This window comes from Pseudomonas sp. PA-5-4B (genome assembly GCF_021606215.1).
In the GTDB taxonomy this organism is placed as follows: Bacteria; Pseudomonadota; Gammaproteobacteria; order Pseudomonadales; family Pseudomonadaceae; genus Aquipseudomonas; species Aquipseudomonas edaphica.
Map to the genome: position 1 here is coordinate 1 of NZ_WKDB01000095.1, position 19,731 is coordinate 19,731.

The 19,731-nt window shown below is 61.8% G+C and carries 14 protein-coding genes and 1 pseudogene; 4 read left to right on the forward strand and 11 right to left on the reverse strand.

Translation table 11 applies throughout. The annotated features are described in order from the left end of the window. Nucleotides 1–130 precede the first annotated feature (130 nt). From GIW28_RS28325 to GIW28_RS28340, 4 genes are all read right to left on the reverse strand, one after another. Nucleotides 131–406, reverse strand: a complete 276-nt coding sequence (locus tag GIW28_RS28325) for a type II toxin-antitoxin system RelE/ParE family toxin (RefSeq protein WP_080593787.1) — start codon at nucleotides 404–406, stop codon at nucleotides 131–133. Beyond that, nucleotides 406–672: a CopG family ribbon-helix-helix protein gene (locus tag GIW28_RS28330; protein ID WP_017138296.1), complete on the reverse strand. Its 267-nt coding sequence runs from the start codon at nucleotides 670–672 to the stop codon at nucleotides 406–408. The genes GIW28_RS28325 and GIW28_RS28330 overlap by 1 nt, the downstream gene beginning before the upstream one ends. Before the next feature lie 65 nt (nucleotides 673–737). Then, a complete protein-coding gene (locus GIW28_RS28335; protein ID WP_236447270.1) occupies nucleotides 738–1,523 on the reverse strand; it encodes a tetratricopeptide repeat protein in 786 nt (261 codons plus the stop codon). Nucleotides 1,524–1,525: 2 nt separating this feature from the next. Continuing rightward, nucleotides 1,526–2,206 carry a Fe2+-dependent dioxygenase gene (locus GIW28_RS28340; RefSeq protein WP_017138298.1) on the reverse strand — a complete coding sequence of 227 codons (681 nt, stop codon included), beginning with the start codon at nucleotides 2,204–2,206 and terminating at the stop codon, nucleotides 1,526–1,528. Between the two features lie 206 nt (nucleotides 2,207–2,412). Between GIW28_RS28340 and GIW28_RS28345 the strand changes: the two genes are divergently transcribed. Both GIW28_RS28345 and GIW28_RS28350 read left to right on the forward strand, forming a co-directional pair. Then, the gene (locus GIW28_RS28345) at nucleotides 2,413–4,698 is read left to right on the forward strand and encodes a TonB-dependent receptor (RefSeq protein WP_017138299.1); all 2,286 of its coding nucleotides are present in this window, start codon (nucleotides 2,413–2,415) and stop codon (nucleotides 4,696–4,698) included. A gap of 136 nt (nucleotides 4,699–4,834) precedes the next feature. After that, nucleotides 4,835–7,360, forward strand: coding sequence for a PepSY domain-containing protein (locus GIW28_RS28350; protein WP_236447272.1), 2,526 nt, complete (start codon nucleotides 4,835–4,837; stop codon nucleotides 7,358–7,360). A 131-nt stretch (nucleotides 7,361–7,491) separates the two neighbouring features. Here GIW28_RS28350 and GIW28_RS28355 read toward each other — a convergent pair whose 3' ends face one another. The 4 genes from GIW28_RS28355 to ptsP form a co-directional block, all read right to left on the reverse strand. After that, on the reverse strand, nucleotides 7,492–9,033 hold the full coding sequence (locus GIW28_RS28355; protein ID WP_017138301.1) for an alkaline phosphatase D family protein: 1,542 nt from the start codon (nucleotides 9,031–9,033) through the stop codon (nucleotides 7,492–7,494). Between the two features lie 191 nt (nucleotides 9,034–9,224). Then, complete coding sequence (locus GIW28_RS28360; RefSeq protein WP_236447273.1) at nucleotides 9,225–10,943, reverse strand: PTS fructose-like transporter subunit IIB; 1,719 nt, start codon at nucleotides 10,941–10,943, stop codon at nucleotides 9,225–9,227. Nucleotides 10,944–10,954: 11 nt separating this feature from the next. Next, entirely contained in the window at nucleotides 10,955–11,896 is a 942-nt protein-coding gene (gene pfkB, locus GIW28_RS28365; protein WP_017138303.1) for a 1-phosphofructokinase, read from the reverse strand. Beyond that, nucleotides 11,897–14,755: a phosphoenolpyruvate--protein phosphotransferase gene (ptsP, locus tag GIW28_RS28370; protein WP_236459130.1), complete on the reverse strand. Its 2,859-nt coding sequence runs from the start codon at nucleotides 14,753–14,755 to the stop codon at nucleotides 11,897–11,899. A 294-nt stretch (nucleotides 14,756–15,049) separates the two neighbouring features. Here ptsP and cra point away from each other — a divergent pair, with 294 nt between their 5' ends. Beyond that, on the forward strand, nucleotides 15,050–16,045 hold the full coding sequence (gene cra, locus GIW28_RS28375; RefSeq protein ID WP_017138305.1) for a catabolite repressor/activator: 996 nt from the start codon (nucleotides 15,050–15,052) through the stop codon (nucleotides 16,043–16,045). 2 nt (nucleotides 16,046–16,047) lie between these two features. Beyond that, nucleotides 16,048–16,824 carry a TatD family hydrolase gene (locus tag GIW28_RS28380; protein WP_017138306.1) on the forward strand — a complete coding sequence of 259 codons (777 nt, stop codon included), beginning with the start codon at nucleotides 16,048–16,050 and terminating at the stop codon, nucleotides 16,822–16,824. Here the strand turns inward: GIW28_RS28380 and GIW28_RS28385 are convergent. The 3 genes and pseudogenes from GIW28_RS28385 to GIW28_RS30905 all read right to left on the reverse strand — a co-directional run. Continuing rightward, on the reverse strand, nucleotides 16,771–17,199 hold the full coding sequence (locus GIW28_RS28385; RefSeq protein ID WP_017138307.1) for a hypothetical protein: 429 nt from the start codon (nucleotides 17,197–17,199) through the stop codon (nucleotides 16,771–16,773). The two genes, GIW28_RS28380 and GIW28_RS28385, sit on opposite strands and share 54 nt — an antisense overlap. 126 nt (nucleotides 17,200–17,325) lie before the next feature. Beyond that, the gene (locus GIW28_RS30900; protein WP_442963526.1) at nucleotides 17,326–18,039 is read right to left on the reverse strand and encodes a methyl-accepting chemotaxis protein; all 714 of its coding nucleotides are present in this window, start codon (nucleotides 18,037–18,039) and stop codon (nucleotides 17,326–17,328) included. 144 nt (nucleotides 18,040–18,183) lie between these two features. After that, nucleotides 18,184–19,323: pseudogene (locus tag GIW28_RS30905) on the reverse strand (HAMP domain-containing protein); the annotation flags it as partial. Between the last annotated feature and the right edge of the window lie 408 nt (nucleotides 19,324–19,731).

The window sequence follows — 19,731 nt, forward strand, 5'->3', positions numbered from 1 at the left end:
GAGCATCCACACGAAGCAACAGAGAGGTGGGGTTGAACGACTACCCGCCGCTGAAGTCTTACTACGTGTAAGAACGCTGCACACAAAAAACCCATGACATGTCATGGGTTTTTTTACGGGCTTGCACATTTCAACGATCTTCGCGCACGTGCCATAAACGCAAAATATAGAGTGTTGATTCTTGAATTTCGTAGCGCATTTCGTAATGACCAACCAACAGTCGTCTTACGTCCCGCGGTTCAAATTCTTCAACGCGTTCACCGATGCGCGGGTTACTTAACAAACTCAAAGGTGCTTGGGAAAGTGACTGCACCGTGCGCGCCGCCGCCATGCGATTTACGACGGCCAGGAAGTCGAAAAGTCGAGCCAGATCCGATAAGGCCTTACTGGTCCACTTCAACTCCATCAGCGAGGTACCGGCAGCGGCGAATCAGTGCTTAAACTATCCGCCCAGGCTTGAACCGCTTGCTGATCAATCACCCGACCGGCATCGACATCGGCCATGGCCTCTCGTGTCAGCCGGCTGCGTGCTTCCTCCATATCGACCCAATCGGCGAGCGCTTGCTTAACGATCCAGCCCCGCGAACGATCCATCCGTGCCGCCATCTGATCGACTTTTTGCGCCAAGGCGGTGGGGACGTGAGCGGTCAGTACTTTAGTGTCGGCGCCCATAAATCCTCTCTTCGCAGCATTGCGAAACATATGATTAAATCTGAATCAGCTTCAATCATAGTGATTTAGATCGGTGCGGCAACTGCTAACCCATGCCGCTCATCGTTTAATTGAGCCACTCGCTGCTCGAAATCTTTAGCCAAAGACCTGATTTCCGGCTGCGCTGCATTTAACAGCGCCTTGTGCGCGGTGCGCAAAAACTTGAGGTTCCCTCCAGCCAGTGCTTGGCGCAGCCAACCCAGCGCCTCCTCGATCTGGCCCCTATCAGCCAGCACCGCCGCATAGCTGAACTGCCCACGAAAATCCCCGCCTTCGGCTGAACGGCGATACCACGCTACGGCCGCATCCAGATCCTGAGGGCAATACTGGCCGTCTTCCAGATAACGCCCCAGCAGGTTCATCGACTTGGCATGGCCCTGCTCTGCGGCCAGCCGGTAAAACGCAAACGCTTGCGCCCGGTCTTGCGCAACACCGCGGCCGGTCGCCAGCAAGTTGGCGTAGTTGTACTGCCCCCAATCCAATCCAGCTTCTGCCGCCAGACGATAATTGCGCGCAGCCGCTGCTTCATCGACGGCGCAACCCCAACCATGCTCCAGGCAACGCCCGGTCATATTGCGCGCCATCCAATGCCCGCCATGGGCCGCGATCTGGAACCAGCGCAGTGCCAGCGCTTCATCGCGTGCAATGCCGCGCCCTTCCAGCAGGATTTGCCCGAGCAACGCTTGAGCGTCGACCACGCCTTCCTTCGCCGCCACGAGGATCGCCTGCGCAGCGCGCACCGGGGAGTCGTCGAGCATGCTTTGCAGTTGCTCGACATTGAGCACTTCTTCACGGCGCAATAAAAAGCCCATGCTTACACCTCAACCCAGCGGCGCAGCAGGTTGTGGTAGGTGCCGGTGAGCTGGATCAGCGCCGGGTGGTCGGGTACGTCCGTGGTCAGTTGCTGGATAGCGCCGTCCATTTCGAACAGCAAGGTGCGCTGGCTGTCTTCGCGCACCAGGCTTTGGGTCCAGAAGAACGAGGCATAGCGCGTGCCACGGGTCACGGCGTTGACTTTGTGCAGGCTGGAGCCGGGGTACAGCACCATATCGCCCGCCGGCAGTTTTACCCGTTGCAGGCCAAAGGTGTCTTGGATCTCCAGTTCGCCACCGTCGTATTCCTCCGGGTCGCTGAAAAACAGCGTGGACGACAGATCCGTGCGCACCCGCTCGTGGCTGCCGCGCGCCTGGCGCACGGCATTGTCGATGTGAAAATCGAAACTGCCACCGGCCGTGTAGCAGTTGAGCAACGGCGGGAAGACTTTGTGCGGTAGTGCCGCCGACATAAACAGCGGGTTGTTCCACAAACGCTCCAGCATTGCCGCGCCGATTTCCTTGGCCAGCGGATGGCCTTCGGGCAATTGCAGGTTGTGCTTGGCCTTGGCGGATTGGTGCCCGGCGGTGATTTTACCGTCGGCCCACTCAGTGTTTTCCAGGGCTTGGCGAATGCGCAGCACCTCCTCGCGAGAGAACAGGCCGGGAATATGCAGCAACATGGGGCAATACCTGAAAACAGAGAGGCGCTAATGGTATTGATTCTTATCTGCCCTGTAAAACGCGGCGGACGAATGAGTGGGTAAAAACCGTAAGGCAAAAGTGTAAAGAATGTAAATTCAGTGCGAATAGTAATGTATCGCAATTGATAGAAAGTCTTGTTGACCCTATATTCCGCGGCCTCACCTCCTTGGGGAAAGGACTTGTTATGTCGCGCACTACGCTAAAAACACCTGCCAGTTCACCGCGCATGCTGGCTTCGGCCATCGGCGTTGCACTCAGTGCCAGCTCTGCCGCCCAACTGGCGCAAGCGGCCGAAAGCACCGAACCAAAAGGCGAGCGCAACAGCATCTCCCTCGGCGCCACCAGCATCACCGGCCAGGAACAGGACAACACCTCCTACCAGGTCGAAAAAGCCTCGTCGCAAAAATACACCGCGCCGCTGGTGGACACCCCGCGCTCGGTCACCGTGGTGCCGCAGCAAGTGTTGAAAGACACTGCCGCCACGTCGCTGCAGGATGCCCTGCGCACCGTACCGGGCATCACCTTTGGCGCCGGCGAAGGCGGCAACCCCCAGGGCGACCGCCCGTTCATCCGTGGTTTTGACGCCCAGGGCGACACCTACCTGGATGGCGTGCGCGACACCGGCGGCCAGAGCCGCGAGATCTTCGACATCGAGTCGATCGAAGTCAGCAAAGGCCCCAATTCCTCGTTCGGAGGCCGTGGCTCGGCCGGCGGCAGCATCAACCTGGTGAGCAAGACGCCACAGGCGCGTGACTTCACCAACGGCGGTTTCACTTACGGCTCCGACCAGACCCGCCGCTACGTACTCGACGTGAACCGTCAGTTCCTCGACAACGCCGCGTTCCGTTTGAACCTGATGAGCCACGAGCAGAATGTGGCCGGCCGCGACACCATCAACTACGACCGCTGGGGGGTGGCACCGTCGCTGACTTTCGGCCTGGGCACACCGACCCGCGTCAACTTCAGCTACTACCACATGGAAAGCGACGACCTGCCGGACTCGGGCATTCCGTATGGCTACAGCTCGCCGACCGCCACTGCCCACGGGCATGACAAACCCACCGACGGCGGCGACAGCAACAACTTCTACGGTTTGAAAGACCGCGATTTCCGCAAGACCCGCGCCGACATCAGCACGTTCTCCATCGAGCACGACCTGAACGACAACATGACGCTGAAAAACACCCTGCGCCATGGCAGCACCGGCCAGGATTACGTACTCACTCAGCCGGACGACAGCCAGCGCAACGTCAGCCGTTTCGGCACCGTGTGGCGCCGCGCCAACACCCGCGTGTCAACCACCGACACCACCACCAACCAGACTGATCTGTTCGGCAACTTCCAACTGGCGGGCATGAAACACTCGTACTCCACCGGCCTGGAACTCACCGGTGAAGAAACCCGCGTCAGCAGCTACACCGTCAGCCCGAACAGCAACCCGACCTGCACCGTGGCCAAAGGCAGCCTGGGCGGCCAGTGCACCTCGCTGAGCAACCCGACACCGGATGACGCCTGGACCGGCAGCGTGGCACGCAACTACATGGGCACCAACACCAAGGCCACCAGCCGCGCAGCCTATGTGTTCGACACCATCGAGCTGGACCCGAAATGGCTGCTGAACGTCGGCGTGCGTTACGACACCTTTGATACCCAAGCCAACACCAACGCCGTAGCCGGGCGCAGCAAGCTCAAGGACGACAGCCAGTTCTTCAACTGGCAGGCGGGTCTGGTCTGGAAGCCGCTGGAAAACGGCAGCATCTACACCTCCTACGCCACCTCGGCGCAGCCAGTCGGCGGGCTGGTGGGTGAAGGGCAAGAAACCAATGGTTTCGTCACCGGCATCAACACCAGCGACCTGAAACCCGAAGAGACCGTCAACTACGAGCTGGGCACCAAGTGGGACCTGTTCCACAACCGCCTGTCGTTGACGGCAGCAGTGTTCCGTACCGAGAAGAAAAACACGCGAATCCTGGTGGACTCCAACACCTTCGAAAACGGCGGCGAATCCCGTGTCGATGGCCTGGAACTGTCGGCCAGCGGCAAGCTCACCGATCAATGGCAGGTGTTTGCCGGCTACAGCTACCTGAAAAGCGAACTGGTCGACCCAGGCAAGATCGGCAACCGTCAAAACGTAGTGTCGGCCGGCTCCAACAAAGGCAACCAAATGCCCAACACGCCGAAGAACACCTTCAGCCTGTGGACCACTTACGACATCACGCCAAAACTGACCATCGGCGGCGGCGCGTTCTACGTCGATCAGGTGTACGGCGACCCTGCCAACACCGTGTACGTGCCGGCTTACACCCGCTACGACGCGATGGCCAGCTACAAGCTGACCAAGAACGTCGACCTGCAATTGAACGTGCAAAACCTGACCGACAAGACCTACTACGACAAAGCCTACGCGGCGCACTTTGCCAACCAGGCCGCCGGGCGTACGGCGCTGTTGACCACCAGTTTCCACTTCTAAACCCGGTCAACGTTCAGCCAAAAGCCCCACGCATCGGATGCGTGGGGCTTTTGCGTGTAAAACAGAATTTTTCTCGTTAACCCACGGCATAATGCGCGCCGTGACAACGACATCCAGATGAGCGAGACGGTCCGACGTGTTGAAAAAAAACCTGTTCCAATTGCACTGGTTCTTCGGCATCACTGCCGGGCTGGTGCTGGCGTTGATGGGGATAACCGGGGCTGCGGTCTCGTTTCAGGATGAAATCCTGCGGGCGCTCAACCCCACAGTCTTGAAGGTCGAAAAACGCGAAGCCGGTGTGCTGCCGCCTGCCGAACTGGTGCGCAAGCTTGAGGCCACCGAAGGCAAGACCGTATCGATGCTGTGGGTGGAAAGCGACAGCGGCAACGCCGCGCGTGTGTTCTTCACCGCCCCGCCGGGCGAACGGCGTGGCCAGATGCGCTACTTCGACCCCTACACCGGCGACTACATGGGCGACGCCGTCGGCCAGGATGTGCTCGGCTTTATCTTGCAGCTGCACCGCTTCCTCGCCATGGGCGAAACCGGGCGTAACATCACCGGCGCCTGCAGCCTCATCCTGGTGTTCTTCTGCCTCTCGGGCCTGTACCTGCGCTGGCCGCGCCAAGTGGCAAGCTGGCGCGCCTGGCTGACGCTGGACTGGCGCAAGAAAGGCCGCAGCTTCAACTGGGACCTGCACTCGGTGTTCGGCACCTGGTGCCTGTTGTTCTATCTGTTCTCGGCGCTCACCGGCCTGTATTGGTCCTACGACTGGTACAGCCAGGGCCTGAACAAACTGCTGTCCGACGCGCCGCAAAACGAGCGCCTGCGCAAACGCGGCCCGCCGCCCGAAGGCCCGGCGCCGGTGGCCAACTACGACGCCATATGGAGCAGCATCTACGCCAACGCCGGCCCCGGTTTGATCGCCTACAACATTCGCATGCCGGCCGTCGCCGGGCAGCCAGCCATTGTGTATTACCTGCTCAACACATCGCCCCACGACCGCGCGCTAAACCAGATCAACCTGGACCCGTCCTCCGGCGAGGTCAAAACCCACGCCCCGTACGCCAGCAAGACGCTCAAGTCCCAATTGCTCACTAGCATTTATGCGTTGCACACCGGCAGCTACTTCGGTTGGACCGGGCGCATCCTCCTCACCCTCAGTTCGCTGATGATGCCGTTGTTCTTTATCACCGGCTGGCTGCTGTACCTGGACCGTCGCCGCAAAAAGCGCCAGGTGCGCGACGCCCGCAACGGCCTCGGCGCCAACCACAGCGATGCGCCGGCCTGGCTGATCGGCTTTGCCAGCCAGAGCGGTTTTGCCGAGCAGTTGGCCTGGCAAACCGCCGGGCAATTGCAGGCCGCCGGCTTGCCGGTGAAAGTGCAGCCGCTGGGCAGCGTCAGCCAGCACGACCTGAGCCAATCGCAGCATGCGCTGTTCGTGGTCAGCACCTTCGGCGACGGCGAAGCCCCAGACAGCGCCCGGGGGTTTGAGCGCAGCGTGCTCGGCCAGGATCTGTCGCTCAAAGGCTTGAACTACTCGGTGCTGGCCCTCGGTGATCGCCAGTATGAACACTTCTGCGGTTTTGCCCGGCGCCTGCACTTCTGGCTGACCCACCAGGGCGGCACGCCGTTATTCGCGCCGGTGGAAGTCGACAGCGGCGACAGCGAAGCGCTGCTGATGTGGCAACAACAACTGGGCCAAATCACCGGCCAAGCACCGGCAGCGGCCTGGCAGGCGCCTCAGTTTGAAATCTGGACCCTCACCCATCGCACCCTGCTTAACCGCGACAGCGTTGGCTCAGACATCTACCTGCTGGGCCTCACGCCGCCTGCGCCGCAAAGCTGGCTGGCCGGTGACCTGGTGGAAGTGCTGCCGCGCAATTGCCCGTGGGCCATCGAGCATTTCCTCGCAGGCCTGGGCCTGGTCGGCAGCGATGGTGTGTTGATCGACGGCCTGGCGCAAACCCTCAACCAGGCTTTGGCCACCCGCCAACTGCCGGACAACCGCGCGCATCTGGTGGGCCTGCACGCACAAGCGCTGGTCAACGCGCTGGTGCCCTTGGGCATGCGCGAATACTCCATCGCCTCGATCGCCAGCGACGGCGTGCTGGAGCTGATCGTACGCCAGGAGCGCCACCCCGACGGCAGCCTGGGCCTGGGCTCGGGCTGGCTGACCGAATACGCCGCCATCGGCTCCGGCGTCAGCCTGCGTCTGCGCCGCAACAGTGGCTTCCACTTGCCCGAAGCGCCGGTGCCGCTGATCCTGCTGGGCAACGGCACCGGCCTGGCCGGCCTGCGCAGTTTGCTTAAAGCGCGCATCGCCGATGGCCAGCAGCGCAACTGGCTGTTGTTCGGCGAACGCAATATTGCCCACGACTACCTGTGCCAGGACGAGCTGCAAGGCTGGCTGGCCAGCGGTGACCTGGCCCTGCTGGACCTGGCGTTTTCCCGCGACCAGGCAGAGAAAATCTACGTACAGGACCGCCTGCGCGAATCGGCAGACGTATTGCGTAGATGGCTGGCCGAAGGCGCCGCGATTTATGTGTGCGGCAGCTTGCAGGGCATGGCCACGGGTGTGGATCAAGTGCTGCACGAGGTGCTGGGCAGCGAAGCGGTGGAGCGTTTGATTGAGCAGGGCCGCTATCGTCGGGATGTGTACTAAGCCCTCATAAACACCGAGGAGCAACTGTGGGAGCTGGCTTGCCTGCGATGCAGGCACCTCGGTGTATCAGTGACACCAGGGTGATGCCATCGCAGGCAAGCCAGCTCCCACAGTTTTACGTGCATTGCAGGTCAGGCGGGCTGCAGCTTTTGCTTGAACACCGAGACCCCATCCAAGTCACGCAAGATCACGGTCAACTCCGCCGTCTGCCCGTCAATCTGCACTTCACCAAAAAACTGAAAACCGGCAAACGGCGAAGTGTTCTGCGCAGGCGGAGCCTTCTGGAACACCACCTCCGGCCCAAAGGTCTTGTCCAGTTGATTAGGCCCGAAGCTCCCCGCATTCAGCGGCCCGGCCACAAACTCCCAGAACGGCTCGAAATCCTGAAACGCCGCGCGGTCCGGGTGGTAATGATGCGCCGCGCAGTAATGCACATCCGCCGTCAGCCACACATGGTTGCGCACCTGCTGCGCGCGCAAAAAGCCTAACAGTTCGGCGATCTCCAACTCACGACCTTGGGCCGGGCCTGGGTCGCCGTTGGCGATGGCTTCCCAACGTGGCACGCCGGGGCTGACTTCGCCGTCAGGCACGCCGAGGCCGATAGGCATGTCGGCAGCCACGACTTTCCACTGCGCCTGGGAGGCCTTGAGTTCGCGCTTGAGCCAGTCCAGTTGCTCACGGCCCATAAAAGGCTTTTCGCCGCCCAGGTTGTCGTCGTTAGGCCCGCGATAGCTGCGCATGTCCAGCACAAACACATCCAGCAACGGCCCGTAGCTGAGCTTTCGATAGATGCGCCCACCGCCATCGGCGCTCTGGCGGCGCATCGGTGAATACTCCAGCCAGGCCTGGCGTGCGCGGCCGACCAAGGTGTTGATGTCCTTGGTCTGGTAACGCTCATCGAGCACCTTGCTCGGCGACCAGTTGTTGATCACCTCGTGGTCGTCCCACTGCCAGATCTGCGGCACTTCGGCATTGAAGCGGCGCACGTTTTCATCCAGCAGGTTGTAGCGATAATTGCCGCGATATTCGTCGAGGGTTTCGGCGACTTTGCTCTTGGCTTCGGTGGTGATGTTGCGCCAGATGCGCCCGTCTTCAACGGTCAGCTGGGCCGGCACCGGGCCGTCGGCGTAGATGGTGTCACCGCTGTGGATAAAAAAGTCCGGCAGGCGCAGGCGCATGGCTTCGTAAATGCGCATGCCGCCGATGTCCGGGTTGATGCCGAAGCCCTGGCCGACAGTGTCGCCGCTCCACACAAAACGGATATCACGACGCTGCTGCGGAACGCTGCGCAAGTGGCCGAACCACGGCTCGCTGGCCACGCCGGTCTGGGCGTCTTCAAAGTGCACACGGTAGAAAATCGCCTGATCGACCGGCAGCCCGGTGAGTTCGACGCGGGCGGTAAAGTCGGTGCGGCTGTCGGCCAGGGGCGAGATAAATTTGCGCGGGTTGCTGAACACACTGCGGGTGTCCCACTCCACCACCATCTTCGCCGGGCGGTCGCTGCGGCTCCAGATCATCGCCCGGTCGCCCAGCAGGTCGCCGGACTGCACGCCGTCGGTGAGTTGCGGGCGGTCTTTGACCGAGGCGATCACTGCCGGCGCCAGGCCCGGCAGCAACAACCCGGCGCCAACGGCTTGCATCACGCGGCGACGGCCGAGATCGAAGTGGCTCATGCAGGTGCCCTCTTGAGTATCAAAAGGGCAACTTAAACACGGGAGCATGAAGCGGATGTGACACCGACCGTAAGAACACTGGAGATCAAAGGTGGGAGCTGGCTTGCCTGCGATGGCTTACTGTCAGTCACCCTTTCAGTGACTGATGCACCGCTATCGCAGGCAAGCCAGCTCCCACAGTTTAAACAGCATCAGGCCTTGGCTGAGGTGACCGCCATCTCCGCCGCCTCGGGACGCTTGATCAGCGCATACACCAGCCCAGTCACCAAGCTGCCCGCCACAATCGCCAGCAAATACAGGAGCGCATGGTTCATTGCATTCGGAATCACCAACACAAACAAACCACCATGGGGTGCGGCGAGTTTGCAGCCGAAATACATCGACAGCGCGCCGGTCAACGCGCCACCGGCGATGCTGGCCGGGATCACCCGCAGCGGGTCTTTGGCGGCAAATGGAATCGCGCCTTCAGAGATAAAGCACAGCCCCAGGATCATTGCGGCCTTGCCCGCCTCGCGCTCGGTCTGGGCGAACTTGCGCCGCGCCAGCAAGGTGGCGATGCCCATGCCGATTGGCGGCACCATCCCAGCGGCCATGGTCGCCGCCATCGGTGCACCACTGGACGCGGCCAGCAGGCCGACCGAAAACGCATACGCCGCCTTGTTGATCGGCCCGCCCAAATCCACACACATCATGCCGCCCAACAAAATGCCCAGCAGCACCGCATTGGTGGTGCCCATGGTGCTGAGAAAATCCGTCAGCCCCGTGAGCAACCGCGCCACCGGCGGGCCGACCAGATAGATCATCGCCAGGCCGGTGAACAAGCTCGCCAGCAGCGGGATGATCAGGATCGGCTTGAGCGCCTCCAGGCTTTGCGGCAACTGCACCGCGCGGGTGATCAGTTTGACGCAGTAACCAGCCAGAAAACCGGCAAGGATGCCGCCGATAAACCCGGCGCCCAAGGTGCCCGCCAGCAAGCCGCCGATCATGCCCGGCGCGAGGCCCGGACGGTCGGCAATCGAATAAGCGATGTAGCCCGCCAGCAACGGCACCATCAGCATAAAGGCCTGGTCGCCGACGGTTTTGAGGGCGGCAGCCAAGGTGCCTTTTTCTTCAAAAGCATGGATGCCGAACACAAACGACAAAGCGATCAACAGCCCGCCCGCCACCACCATCGGCAACATGAACGACACGCCGGTGAGCAGGTGCTTGTACACGCCGGTTTTTTCTTTTTTGCCGACCGCACCGCTGGCGGCGTTTTCTACCGCGCCTTCGGCCAGCGCCTTGTTGAGCGTGGCCTCGGACTGCTTGAGGGCGATGCCGGTACCGCAGCGGTAAATCTTTTTGCCGGCGAAACGCTCAGTGGCGACTTCGATATCCGCCGCCAGCAACACCACATCGGCATCGGCGATGGCCTGCGCGCTCAACGGCGTGCGTGCGCCCACCGACCCCTGGGTCTCGACCTGCAAGTCATAGCCCAGGCGCTTGGCCGTTTGCTGCAAGGCTTCGGCGGCCATGAAGGTGTGGGCCACGCCGGTCGGGCAGGCCGTGATCGCGACGATACGCGGGGCATTCTTCGCCGCCACCGGCGCTTGGTTGGCGACGTATTCCTGGGCCTCTTCGGCACCACGGCGCAGCACCGCGTCGACATCCGCCAGCGCCTGGGCCGGCGTGCTCTGGAATACACGCTTGCCGACAAACCGCTGCATATCCACCGGCGTGCTGCTGACCAGCAACACCCACTCGGCCGCGTCGATAGTCGCTTGGGACAACGCCCGCTCCGGGTGCTGCACATCCACGACTTCGGTGCTGGTGCTCCAGCCCTGGCGCTGCGCGGCGGCGTCCAACAAGCGGGCGCACAGCACACTGGTGACCATTCCGTTCGGGCAGGCGGTAACAATGGCTAACTTCATCACAAACCCTCTTATTGTTCTGTCAGCGTGCGCACATGGACGCCGCTTTCGAGGCGCGCCAACTGCGCGTCATCGCTGATGCCAAAACCGATCTGCGTGACCGCCATGGCGGCAATCGCCGTGGCCCGGCGCAAGGTGGTTTCCGGCAGATCAAACCTGAGCAGACCGTGCAGCATCCCGGCCAGCAACGAATCGCCCGCACCCACCGTGCTGGCGACGCTGACCTTGGGCGGCGTGGCATGCAGCGCGGTGCCTGGGCTGAACCAGTTCACGCCCTCGGCGCCGTGGGAGACCACCACATGCTCCACGCCTTGAGCATGCAAACGCTCGGCGGCCTGGGCCTGCTGTGCGATGGAGTCGGTGGCGCAATCGAGGGCTTCGGCGAGTTCTTCGGTGTTGGGTTTGATCAACCACGGGCCGGCCTTGATGCCCGCGCGCAAGGCTTCGCCGCTGGTGTCGAGGACGACTTTCAGGCCGAGGCTTTTCAAATGCACAAGCAAACTCTGAAACCACTGCGCGCTGACGCCGCGCGGCAAACTGCCAGCGACTACTACGGCAGCATGCCCCGGGGCGATCAGGGTCAATTGATTGAGCAAGGCCAATTGTGCCTGCTCACTGACCTGCGGCCCCGGCGCATTGATGTCGGTCACCCGGCCATCCTGTTCAGCGATCTTGATATTGCTGCGGGTTTCGCCCGGTACGCGAATAAACGCATCGGCAAAACCACGCCGTGCGATCAGCGCGTCAAACGCTTGCGGGTTGTCTTCCCCCAGAAAGCCACCGACGGTGACTTCATGCCCCAAGTCCGCCAGCACCTGGGCGACATTCACACCCTTGCCGGCAGCATGGGTCAACAGGGTTTCGCTGCGGTTGACTGCACCGGGTTCCAGGTGTGCCAGGCGTACCGTAAGGTCCAACGCCGGGTTCAGCGTCAGGGTCAGAATCTTCGCCATTTACACGGTCTCCACTAGGGCTCGCACTTGCGCGGGCGAACCCACCGCAAGCGCTTTTTGCGCCAGGCCCTGGGCCTCGCTCAGACTGAATTCACGCACCCGCGCCTTCACTTCGGGAATGCTGCGGGCTGACACACTCAACTCATCCACACCCAGCCCCACCAGCACCGGCACCGCCAGCGGGTCCGCCGCCAGTTCGCCACACACGCCGACCCATTTGCCATGGGCATGGGCGGCGCGCACGGTGATGTCGATCAGTTGCAACACGGCCGGGTGCAGGCCATCGGCCTGGGCCGACAGGGTTGGGTGGCCACGGTCGATGGCCAGGGTGTACTGGGTGAGGTCGTTGGTGCCGACGCTGAAAAAGTCGACTTCCTTGGCGAGTACCGGCGCGAGCAAAGCGGCAGACGGTACTTCGATCATGATGCCCAGTTGCAGGTCGGCCACCGGGATTTCCAGGCGCAGGCGCTCGGTCATATCGCGGGCGGCTCGCCATTCATCGACACTGCCGACCATGGGAAACATGATGCGCAGCGGGCGGTTGTCCGCCGAGCGCAACAGCGCACGCAATTGCGCTTCCATGATCTGCGGGCGCTGCAAGGTCAGGCGAATGCCGCGCACACCGAGGAAGGGGTTTTCTTCCTCGGCAATCGGCCAATACGGCAGCGGTTTGTCGCCGCCCACGTCCAGGGTGCGCACCACCAGCGGGCGACCGCCAAGGCCGTCGAGCACGAGGCGGTATTCGGCTTCCTGGGTGGCTTCATCCGGTGCTTGCGGGTGGGCCATGAAAATCAGCTCGGTGCGCAGCAGCCCGATGCCTTCGGCGCCCTGCTCCACCGCCGCCGCAACGCCTGCGCTTTCACCGATATTGGCGAACACTTCCACGGCATGGCCGTCGCGAGTCAGTGCCGGTTCATGACGCTGGGCCGAGGCCGCTTGCAGGCGCTGTTCGCGGGTGTCGCGCTCGACCGTGGCGCGTTGCAGGGTGGCCGCGTCGGGGTCGACATGCAATCGACCGCGCTGGCCGTCGAGCAATAACTGTGTGCCAGCGGCCAGCAACAACACCGCCGCGCCGGCGCCTACCAAAGCAGGAATGCCCAAGGCACGCGCAACGATGGCACTGTGGGCCGTGGCGCCGCCACGGGCGGTGAGGATGCCGGCGACGCGGGTTGGGTCCAGGCGGGCAACGTCAGAGGGGCCGACTTCATCCATCACCAGGATGTAAGGTTCGCTCGGCTCCTGGGCGGTTTCCAGGCCGCATAATTGCGCCAGCACTCGGCGACCAATATCACGCAGGTCGGCGGCGCGCTCAGCGAGCAAGGCATCCTGCAACGACTCCTGCTGCTTGGCGGCGGCTTCGATCACGCTCATCCAGGCAGCTTGCGCGCTCTCGCCTTGCTTGAGTCGCGTGTCGACTTCGTCGGTCAGCTCCGGGTCGTCGAGCATTTCCTGGTGGGTGATGAAAATCTCGCGGATCGCCTTGGATTGGCTGCGCTCGATCAAACCCTGGATATCAGCGCGCACGTCGGTGAGCGCGGCGTGCAGGCGCTGGCGCTCAATGGCCGCAGACTCGCCACGCAGCGGGTAATCGAAAACCTGTTGGGTCTGGATATGCGCCGGGCCAATGGCAATGCCAGGCGCGGCGGCGATAGCCTGGACCTGGCTGCCGGACACAGGCGCGCTGATCGCGGGTTCAATATCAAGGATGGCAGGTTGGGCACTCACGGTCGGCAGCGGCTCGACTTCCTCACCGAGCCCTTGCTCCACCGCTGCCAGCAGCGCGGGCAATGCATCACCGGCAATCACAGGTTCAGCGACAAACTCCAGCACCTGGCCGCGACGGGCGCCGAGGCTCAGCAACTTGCTCAGGCTTTTCACCGAGACGGCACCCACCGGGCCATCAACGATGCGCACGCGGATATCGCCGTCAAAACTTTTCGCCAATTGCGCGAGGATCTTCGCCGGCCGTGCATGCAAACCATGGGCATTGGCCAGGGTGATGCGCGCATTCGGCCAGTCCGGCGGCAGTTCACCGCCGAGCACCTCAAGCACCGCCCGGCTGCTGGTAGCGCGGCCCAATTCCTGGCCGCGACCTTCAATCAACAAGGCGCACAGGCGTTCGAGCAAGGTTTGATGCGCCTCACCCAGGCTGGCCAGGCAGAACAGGCCGTTCAGGGGCTGGCCGAGGTAACGCATCGGTTTGTCCGGCGTCACGAACGCAAGGCCTGGGCGCTTCACCGTCTGCTCGCTGTGCAGCCACCACAGGCCATCGCCCAACGGCAGCGCGTCGACTTGCTGCAACACGGCGGCGAAACCATTACTGACACAATCGGCCTGACGCAACAGGCGTGCGCCACGCCAGACCAGCTCTTCAAAATCGTCGGCCGATACGCCCAGGCTGATCATCTGCGCGTCCAGCGCCAGTTCCTGTGGTGCGCCTTGCAGCAGTTTCAGCAAGGCTTCGGCGGAGCCGGCACGGCGCAGCGCCTGGCCCAGGTCGGTTTCTCCGAGGGCGCGGGTGAGCAGTTGCAGCAGGCGCAGGTGTTCATCGGATTTGGCCGCGATGCCGATCGCCAGGTAGACGATCTGGCCGTCGCCCCAATCCACCCCTTCGGGAAATTGCAGCAGGCGTACGCCCGTGGAAAACACTTGGTCACGGGTTTCCGGCGTACCGTGGGGGATGGCAATACCTTGGCCGAGAAAAGTCGAGCCTTGGGCTTCACGGGCTTGCAAGCCGCTCAGATAACCCTCGGCGACCAGGCCATCGGCCACCAGTTTGTCCGCGAGCAGGTGCAAGGCAGCAGATTTATCCACAGCCACCTGGCCCATGGAAATCTGCTCTACAGTGAGCTCAAGCATGCCGTTCTCCTAGTTAGTGCACTGTGGGCACTAGGTATTGTTTTGAATAAATCAGCGCAGGCGCGTTCATAAATAACTGACTGAGTGGTCAATTGGCAGTAGTCACTCAGTGGCGAACATCGTAAAAATACGCTTGCTGAAACGTTTAATCTAGAATTTATGGCAGATTATGCGCTAATTATGCAAGCTTGAAGGACCACTCGGCACTTGAGCTCAGACAATAGTCGTGTGCAGGAATCGGTTACGATTGGACAAAATGTCGGGGCAAGCTCTAAAAAACAAGGAAATCCCGGTTTGAAACTCAGTGATATCGCACGTCTGGCCGGTGTGTCCGTTACCACCGCCAGCTATGTCATCAACGGCAAGGCCGAACAGCAACGCATCAGCAGCGCCACCGTCGAGCGTGTGCGTGCTGTGGTCGAAGCCCATGGCTTTACGCCCAACCCTCAGGCCGCCGGGCTGCGCAGTCGGCACACGCGCACCTTGGGCTTTATCTTGCCCGACCTGGAAAACCCCAGCTACGCACGCATCGCCAAGCTGTTGGAACAAGGCGCGCGGGCGCGCGGCTACCAACTGCTGATCGCCAGCTCCGATGATGAAGCCGACAGCGAACGCCAACTGCTGCAACTGTTCCGCGCGCGGCGCTGCGATGCACTGTTCGTGGCCAGTTGTTTGCCGGCCAGCGATGACAGCTACCGTGAGCTGCAAGCCAAGGGCCTGCCGGTGATCGCCATCGACCGGGTGATGGAACCCGGGCAGTTCTGCTCGGTGGTCAGCGACGACCGCCAGGCCTGCCAGCAACTCACCAGCAGCCTGTTGCAGCCGCTGCCCAAGCAGATCGCGCTGATCGGCGCACACCCCGAACTGAGCATCAGCCAGGAACGCGCTGCCGGTTTCCGTGAAGCCTTGAGAGACTTCAAGGGCGACGTGCTGATCGAGCAGGGTGAAGCCTTCAGCCGTGACTGTGGCCGCCAACTGATGGAAGAACTCCTGCAACGCCTGGGGCATTTGCCTGACGCGCTGGTGACGACTTCCTACGTGCTGCTGCAAGGTGTGTTCGACGCGTTGCATGACTTCCCGCTCAAGTCCCGGCCGTTGCGCCTGGGCACGTTCGGCGACACCCAACTGCTCGACTTCCTGCCCTTGCCGGTCAACGCCATGGCCCAGCAACATCAACTGATCGCCGACACCGCCCTGCGCCTGGCCCTGGCGGCCATCGAAGAAGAACAGTATGAGCCCGGCGTGCATGCCATCGGCCGGACCTTCAAGCAGCGCATTCACGAGGCTTGAGCGTGGAGCTGATCGACACCCACACCCACCTGGACTTCCCGGATTTCGACACGGATCGCCGGGCAGTTCTCGCCCACAGCCGCCAACTCGGCGTGCAGCGCATGGTGGTGCTGGGTGTGTATCAGCAGAACTGGCAACGGCTGTGGGATCTGGTGCAGGACGATGAAAGTTTATTTGCCGCCTTCGGCCTGCACCCGGTGTATCTGGAGGATCATCGCCCCGCCGACCTGATCGAGTTGGGTGATTGGCTGACCCGTCTACAGGGCCATCGGCAACTGTGCGCCGTCGGTGAGATCGGGCTGGATTACTTCCTCGAACAGTTGGACCGCGAACGTCAGCAAAGCCTGTTTGAAGCGCAGCTGAAACTGGCTGTGGACTTCCAGCTCCCAGCCCTGCTGCACGTGCGCCGCAGCCACGCGGCAGTGATCGCCACCCTCAAACGCATCCGCCTGCCGCGCGGCGGCATCATTCATGCGTTTGCCGGCAGCGTTGAGGAGGCCCGCGAATACATCAAACTCGGCTTTAAACTGGGCCTGGGCGGCGCGGCCACTTGGCCCCAGGCGCTGCGTATGCACAAGGTGCTGACCCAGCTGCCGCTTGAGGCGCTGGTGCTGGAAACCGATTCGCCGGACATGGCACCCGCCATGTACCCCGGCCAGCGCAACAGCCCGCAACACCTGCCGGCTATCTGCGACGCCTTGGCCGAACGCATGGGCATCAGCCCTTCAGTGCTGGCCGAAACGAGCACACGCAACGCGTGCGAGCTGTTCAACTGGTAGCACGTTGACCACCTGCAAATCCAAGGTCAGTCGCTGCCGGTGGCGCACGTAACGCAGCGTCAGAAAGTGCATAAGTACCACTATCAATGAAACGTTGAGCTGCCCGACCATACTGATCAGGCCGAGCCACTCGGCCACCATCGCCACGATCAGCACCGCGCTGGTCAGTACCATCATGCTGGGGTGCACCATGGCCCAGTGGTCCAAGGATTTGAACTGGCGCAGTTGCCTGGGGCAGTTCAACTCCAGGACCCGCTGACAATACGGGCAATCAAACGGCTCACGGATGGCAATGGCGTTCAATTGCCAGGGCTTGAGTTCGAAGGTGATGTCGCAATGGGCGCAGTGCCCTTTGATGCCGATAACCGCCGTCATCGCGTTGCCTCCCGAGTACCCGGATTGGGTGAAACAAATTCTCACCCAATCACATGATCAAAACAGGCACACCGAAAAATAAGGACAGGCACCACAAACCATCAAGCCTATTCCTACGCGCAGGTCTTACACACGAAACGCCCCGATCAAGTGCTTCAGTTCAATGACCTGCAACGACAGCTGCCGGCTGGCGGCCTCGGTCTGCTGCGCGCCCTGGGCCGCATGTTCGCCGGCTCGATTGATTTCGACGATGTTTTGGTCGATATCCTGCGCGACTGCGGTTTGCTGCTCGACGGCGGCGGCGATCTGCTGGTTCTGATCGACGATCATGCCCACGGCGCCAAGGATATTTTCCAGGGCCTGCTGGACCTTTTCCGACTGAGCCACGGTACCATCGGCCATGGTATGGCTGGTGCCCATGGCCTTCACCGCTGCGCCTACACCGCTGTGCAAACGGCTGATCATCTGTTCGATTTCTTCGGTGGAATGCTGCGTGCGCCGGGCCAGGGTGCGCACCTCATCGGCCACCACCGCAAAACCACGCCCCTGCTCACCGGCGCGCGCCGCCTCGATCGCCGCATTGAGCGCCAGCAGGTTGGTTTGCTCGGCGATGCTTTTGATCACTTCCAGCACGCTGCTGATGGACTGGCTGTCGGCGGCCAGTTGATTGATCACCCGCACCGATTCATCAATCTCCGACGCCAGGCGCGCAATGCTGCCCTGCTGGGATTGCACCAGGCCACGGCCGGTGACGGTTTCGTCGTTGACGCTATGGGCGCTGTTGACCGCCGCCGCCGCGCTGCGTGCCACTTCCTGAGCCGTGGAAGACATCTGGTTCATCGCCGTCGCCACCTGTTCAATCTGGCTGCGCTGGCCGGACACCGCTTGGTTACTTTGCGAGGAGACGGCCTGCACCTGGCCGGCTTGCAGCTCGACCTGGCTGACGGTGTGCCCCACACGTTCGATCAAGTCGTGGATCTTGGCCACGGTGCCGTTGAACACTTGGCCCAGGTCGCCCAGTTCATCGCGACTGTGGGCCACAAACGTGACGGTCATGTCGCCGGCCGCCACTTTGTCCATCATCGCGCCCAGGCGGCGCAAGGTAGTGCGCGTGGAGGCATAGAAGCCTGCATACAAATAGAAGATCAGCAAGAACACCGCCACCAGGGCACACACCAGCACCACCATGTGCGTGCGGTTTTGCGCCAGGCGCTGCTGCAGTTGCTGCTCAAGGAACCTCAGGGTGGTGTCATTGAGCTGGTAGGTCTGGGCCATCAGTCGGCTGACATCGTCGTAGAACCCCTGCCACGGCGCGTCGAGGGTTTGCGCCATGACGACCTGCTCTTCAAACAACTCGCTGCCTTGTTTGAGGCTGGCACTGCTGGCCTGGGCCAAGCTGTCGAGCGCCGTGTGCGCGGCGGTACTGGCGCCCAGGGCATCCTGCAGCTTCAAGGCGTATTCAGCCTGGAGTTTTTCCAACTGTTGCAACAGTTCGTCAAAGCGCGTGCTGGAGGATGAATTGAGAAAGCCCTGGCCGAGGGAGTACGCGCCCATGGCCCGCCCCTCGCCGAGGGTTTGGGTGACTTGCGCGGTGACGCTGGTGAGCAGCTCGCTGAGCTGGCGCAAATCACTCTGAGGGTCGCGGCTCAAGCCGGACTGGCTGGCGATGATCTGGCTCAACATCTGCGCCTTGTTGAGTAATTTGCCGATCAGCGCGCTTTTGCTCAGCAGCGAGGTTTCCTGCTGCTGGGCCTTGAAGGCGGCGATCAACTCGTCGCGTTTGCCCTCGAAGGCGCTGGCTTGCTCAGGGTCGACGGTCATGGCGTTGAGGCTTTGCAGGCGGCTCAGTACGTTCTGCTCAAGGGCACTGATCTTGCCTTCGAGGTCGCCGGCCTTACCTGATTGCCCCAGCACCGCGTTGATCTGCACCTGATTGTTCAGGGTCTCCAGATCGCGCCGCAGGGCCAGGCTGCTGCCGAGCAAATCGAGGCTTTGCAGTTCAATGCGGGTGCCCTGGAATTGCGACCAGGAGTCACGCACCAGAAAATAGTTGGTCGCCAGCATCGGCAGCAGGAACAGCACGCTGATCAGGCTGAACTTCATGCCAAAACTCAGGCGGTTCATCAGGGCGACAGCGGGATAGAGCAAGCGCTTCACGGGTGAGCTCCCTTTCTTATTTTTATTGAGGCGCAGGGCGGCGGCAGATAGCCACTATTTGGCGCTCTGACTGTATAGCTCAATTTGAAAGGGAGTTTTGTAACGTAAGGTTAATGGCTTGGAAATTCACCACAGACCCAATGTGGGGATGCAGGCACCTTGGTGTATCAGGCATACCGAGTTGATGCGATCGCAGCATAGGTATCTACACAACTTTTGAAGGCAGCCACTTTCTCCTGTGGCGAGCAGGCTTGCCCTGCGTTGGGCCGCGAAGCGGCCCCTGTAAAGGCACTGCAATTTTCCTGTAAGAACTCAGCGTCTGGGCTTTGGGGCCCTCCTCAGCCCATCGCACGGCACGGCTGTACTCCAATACAG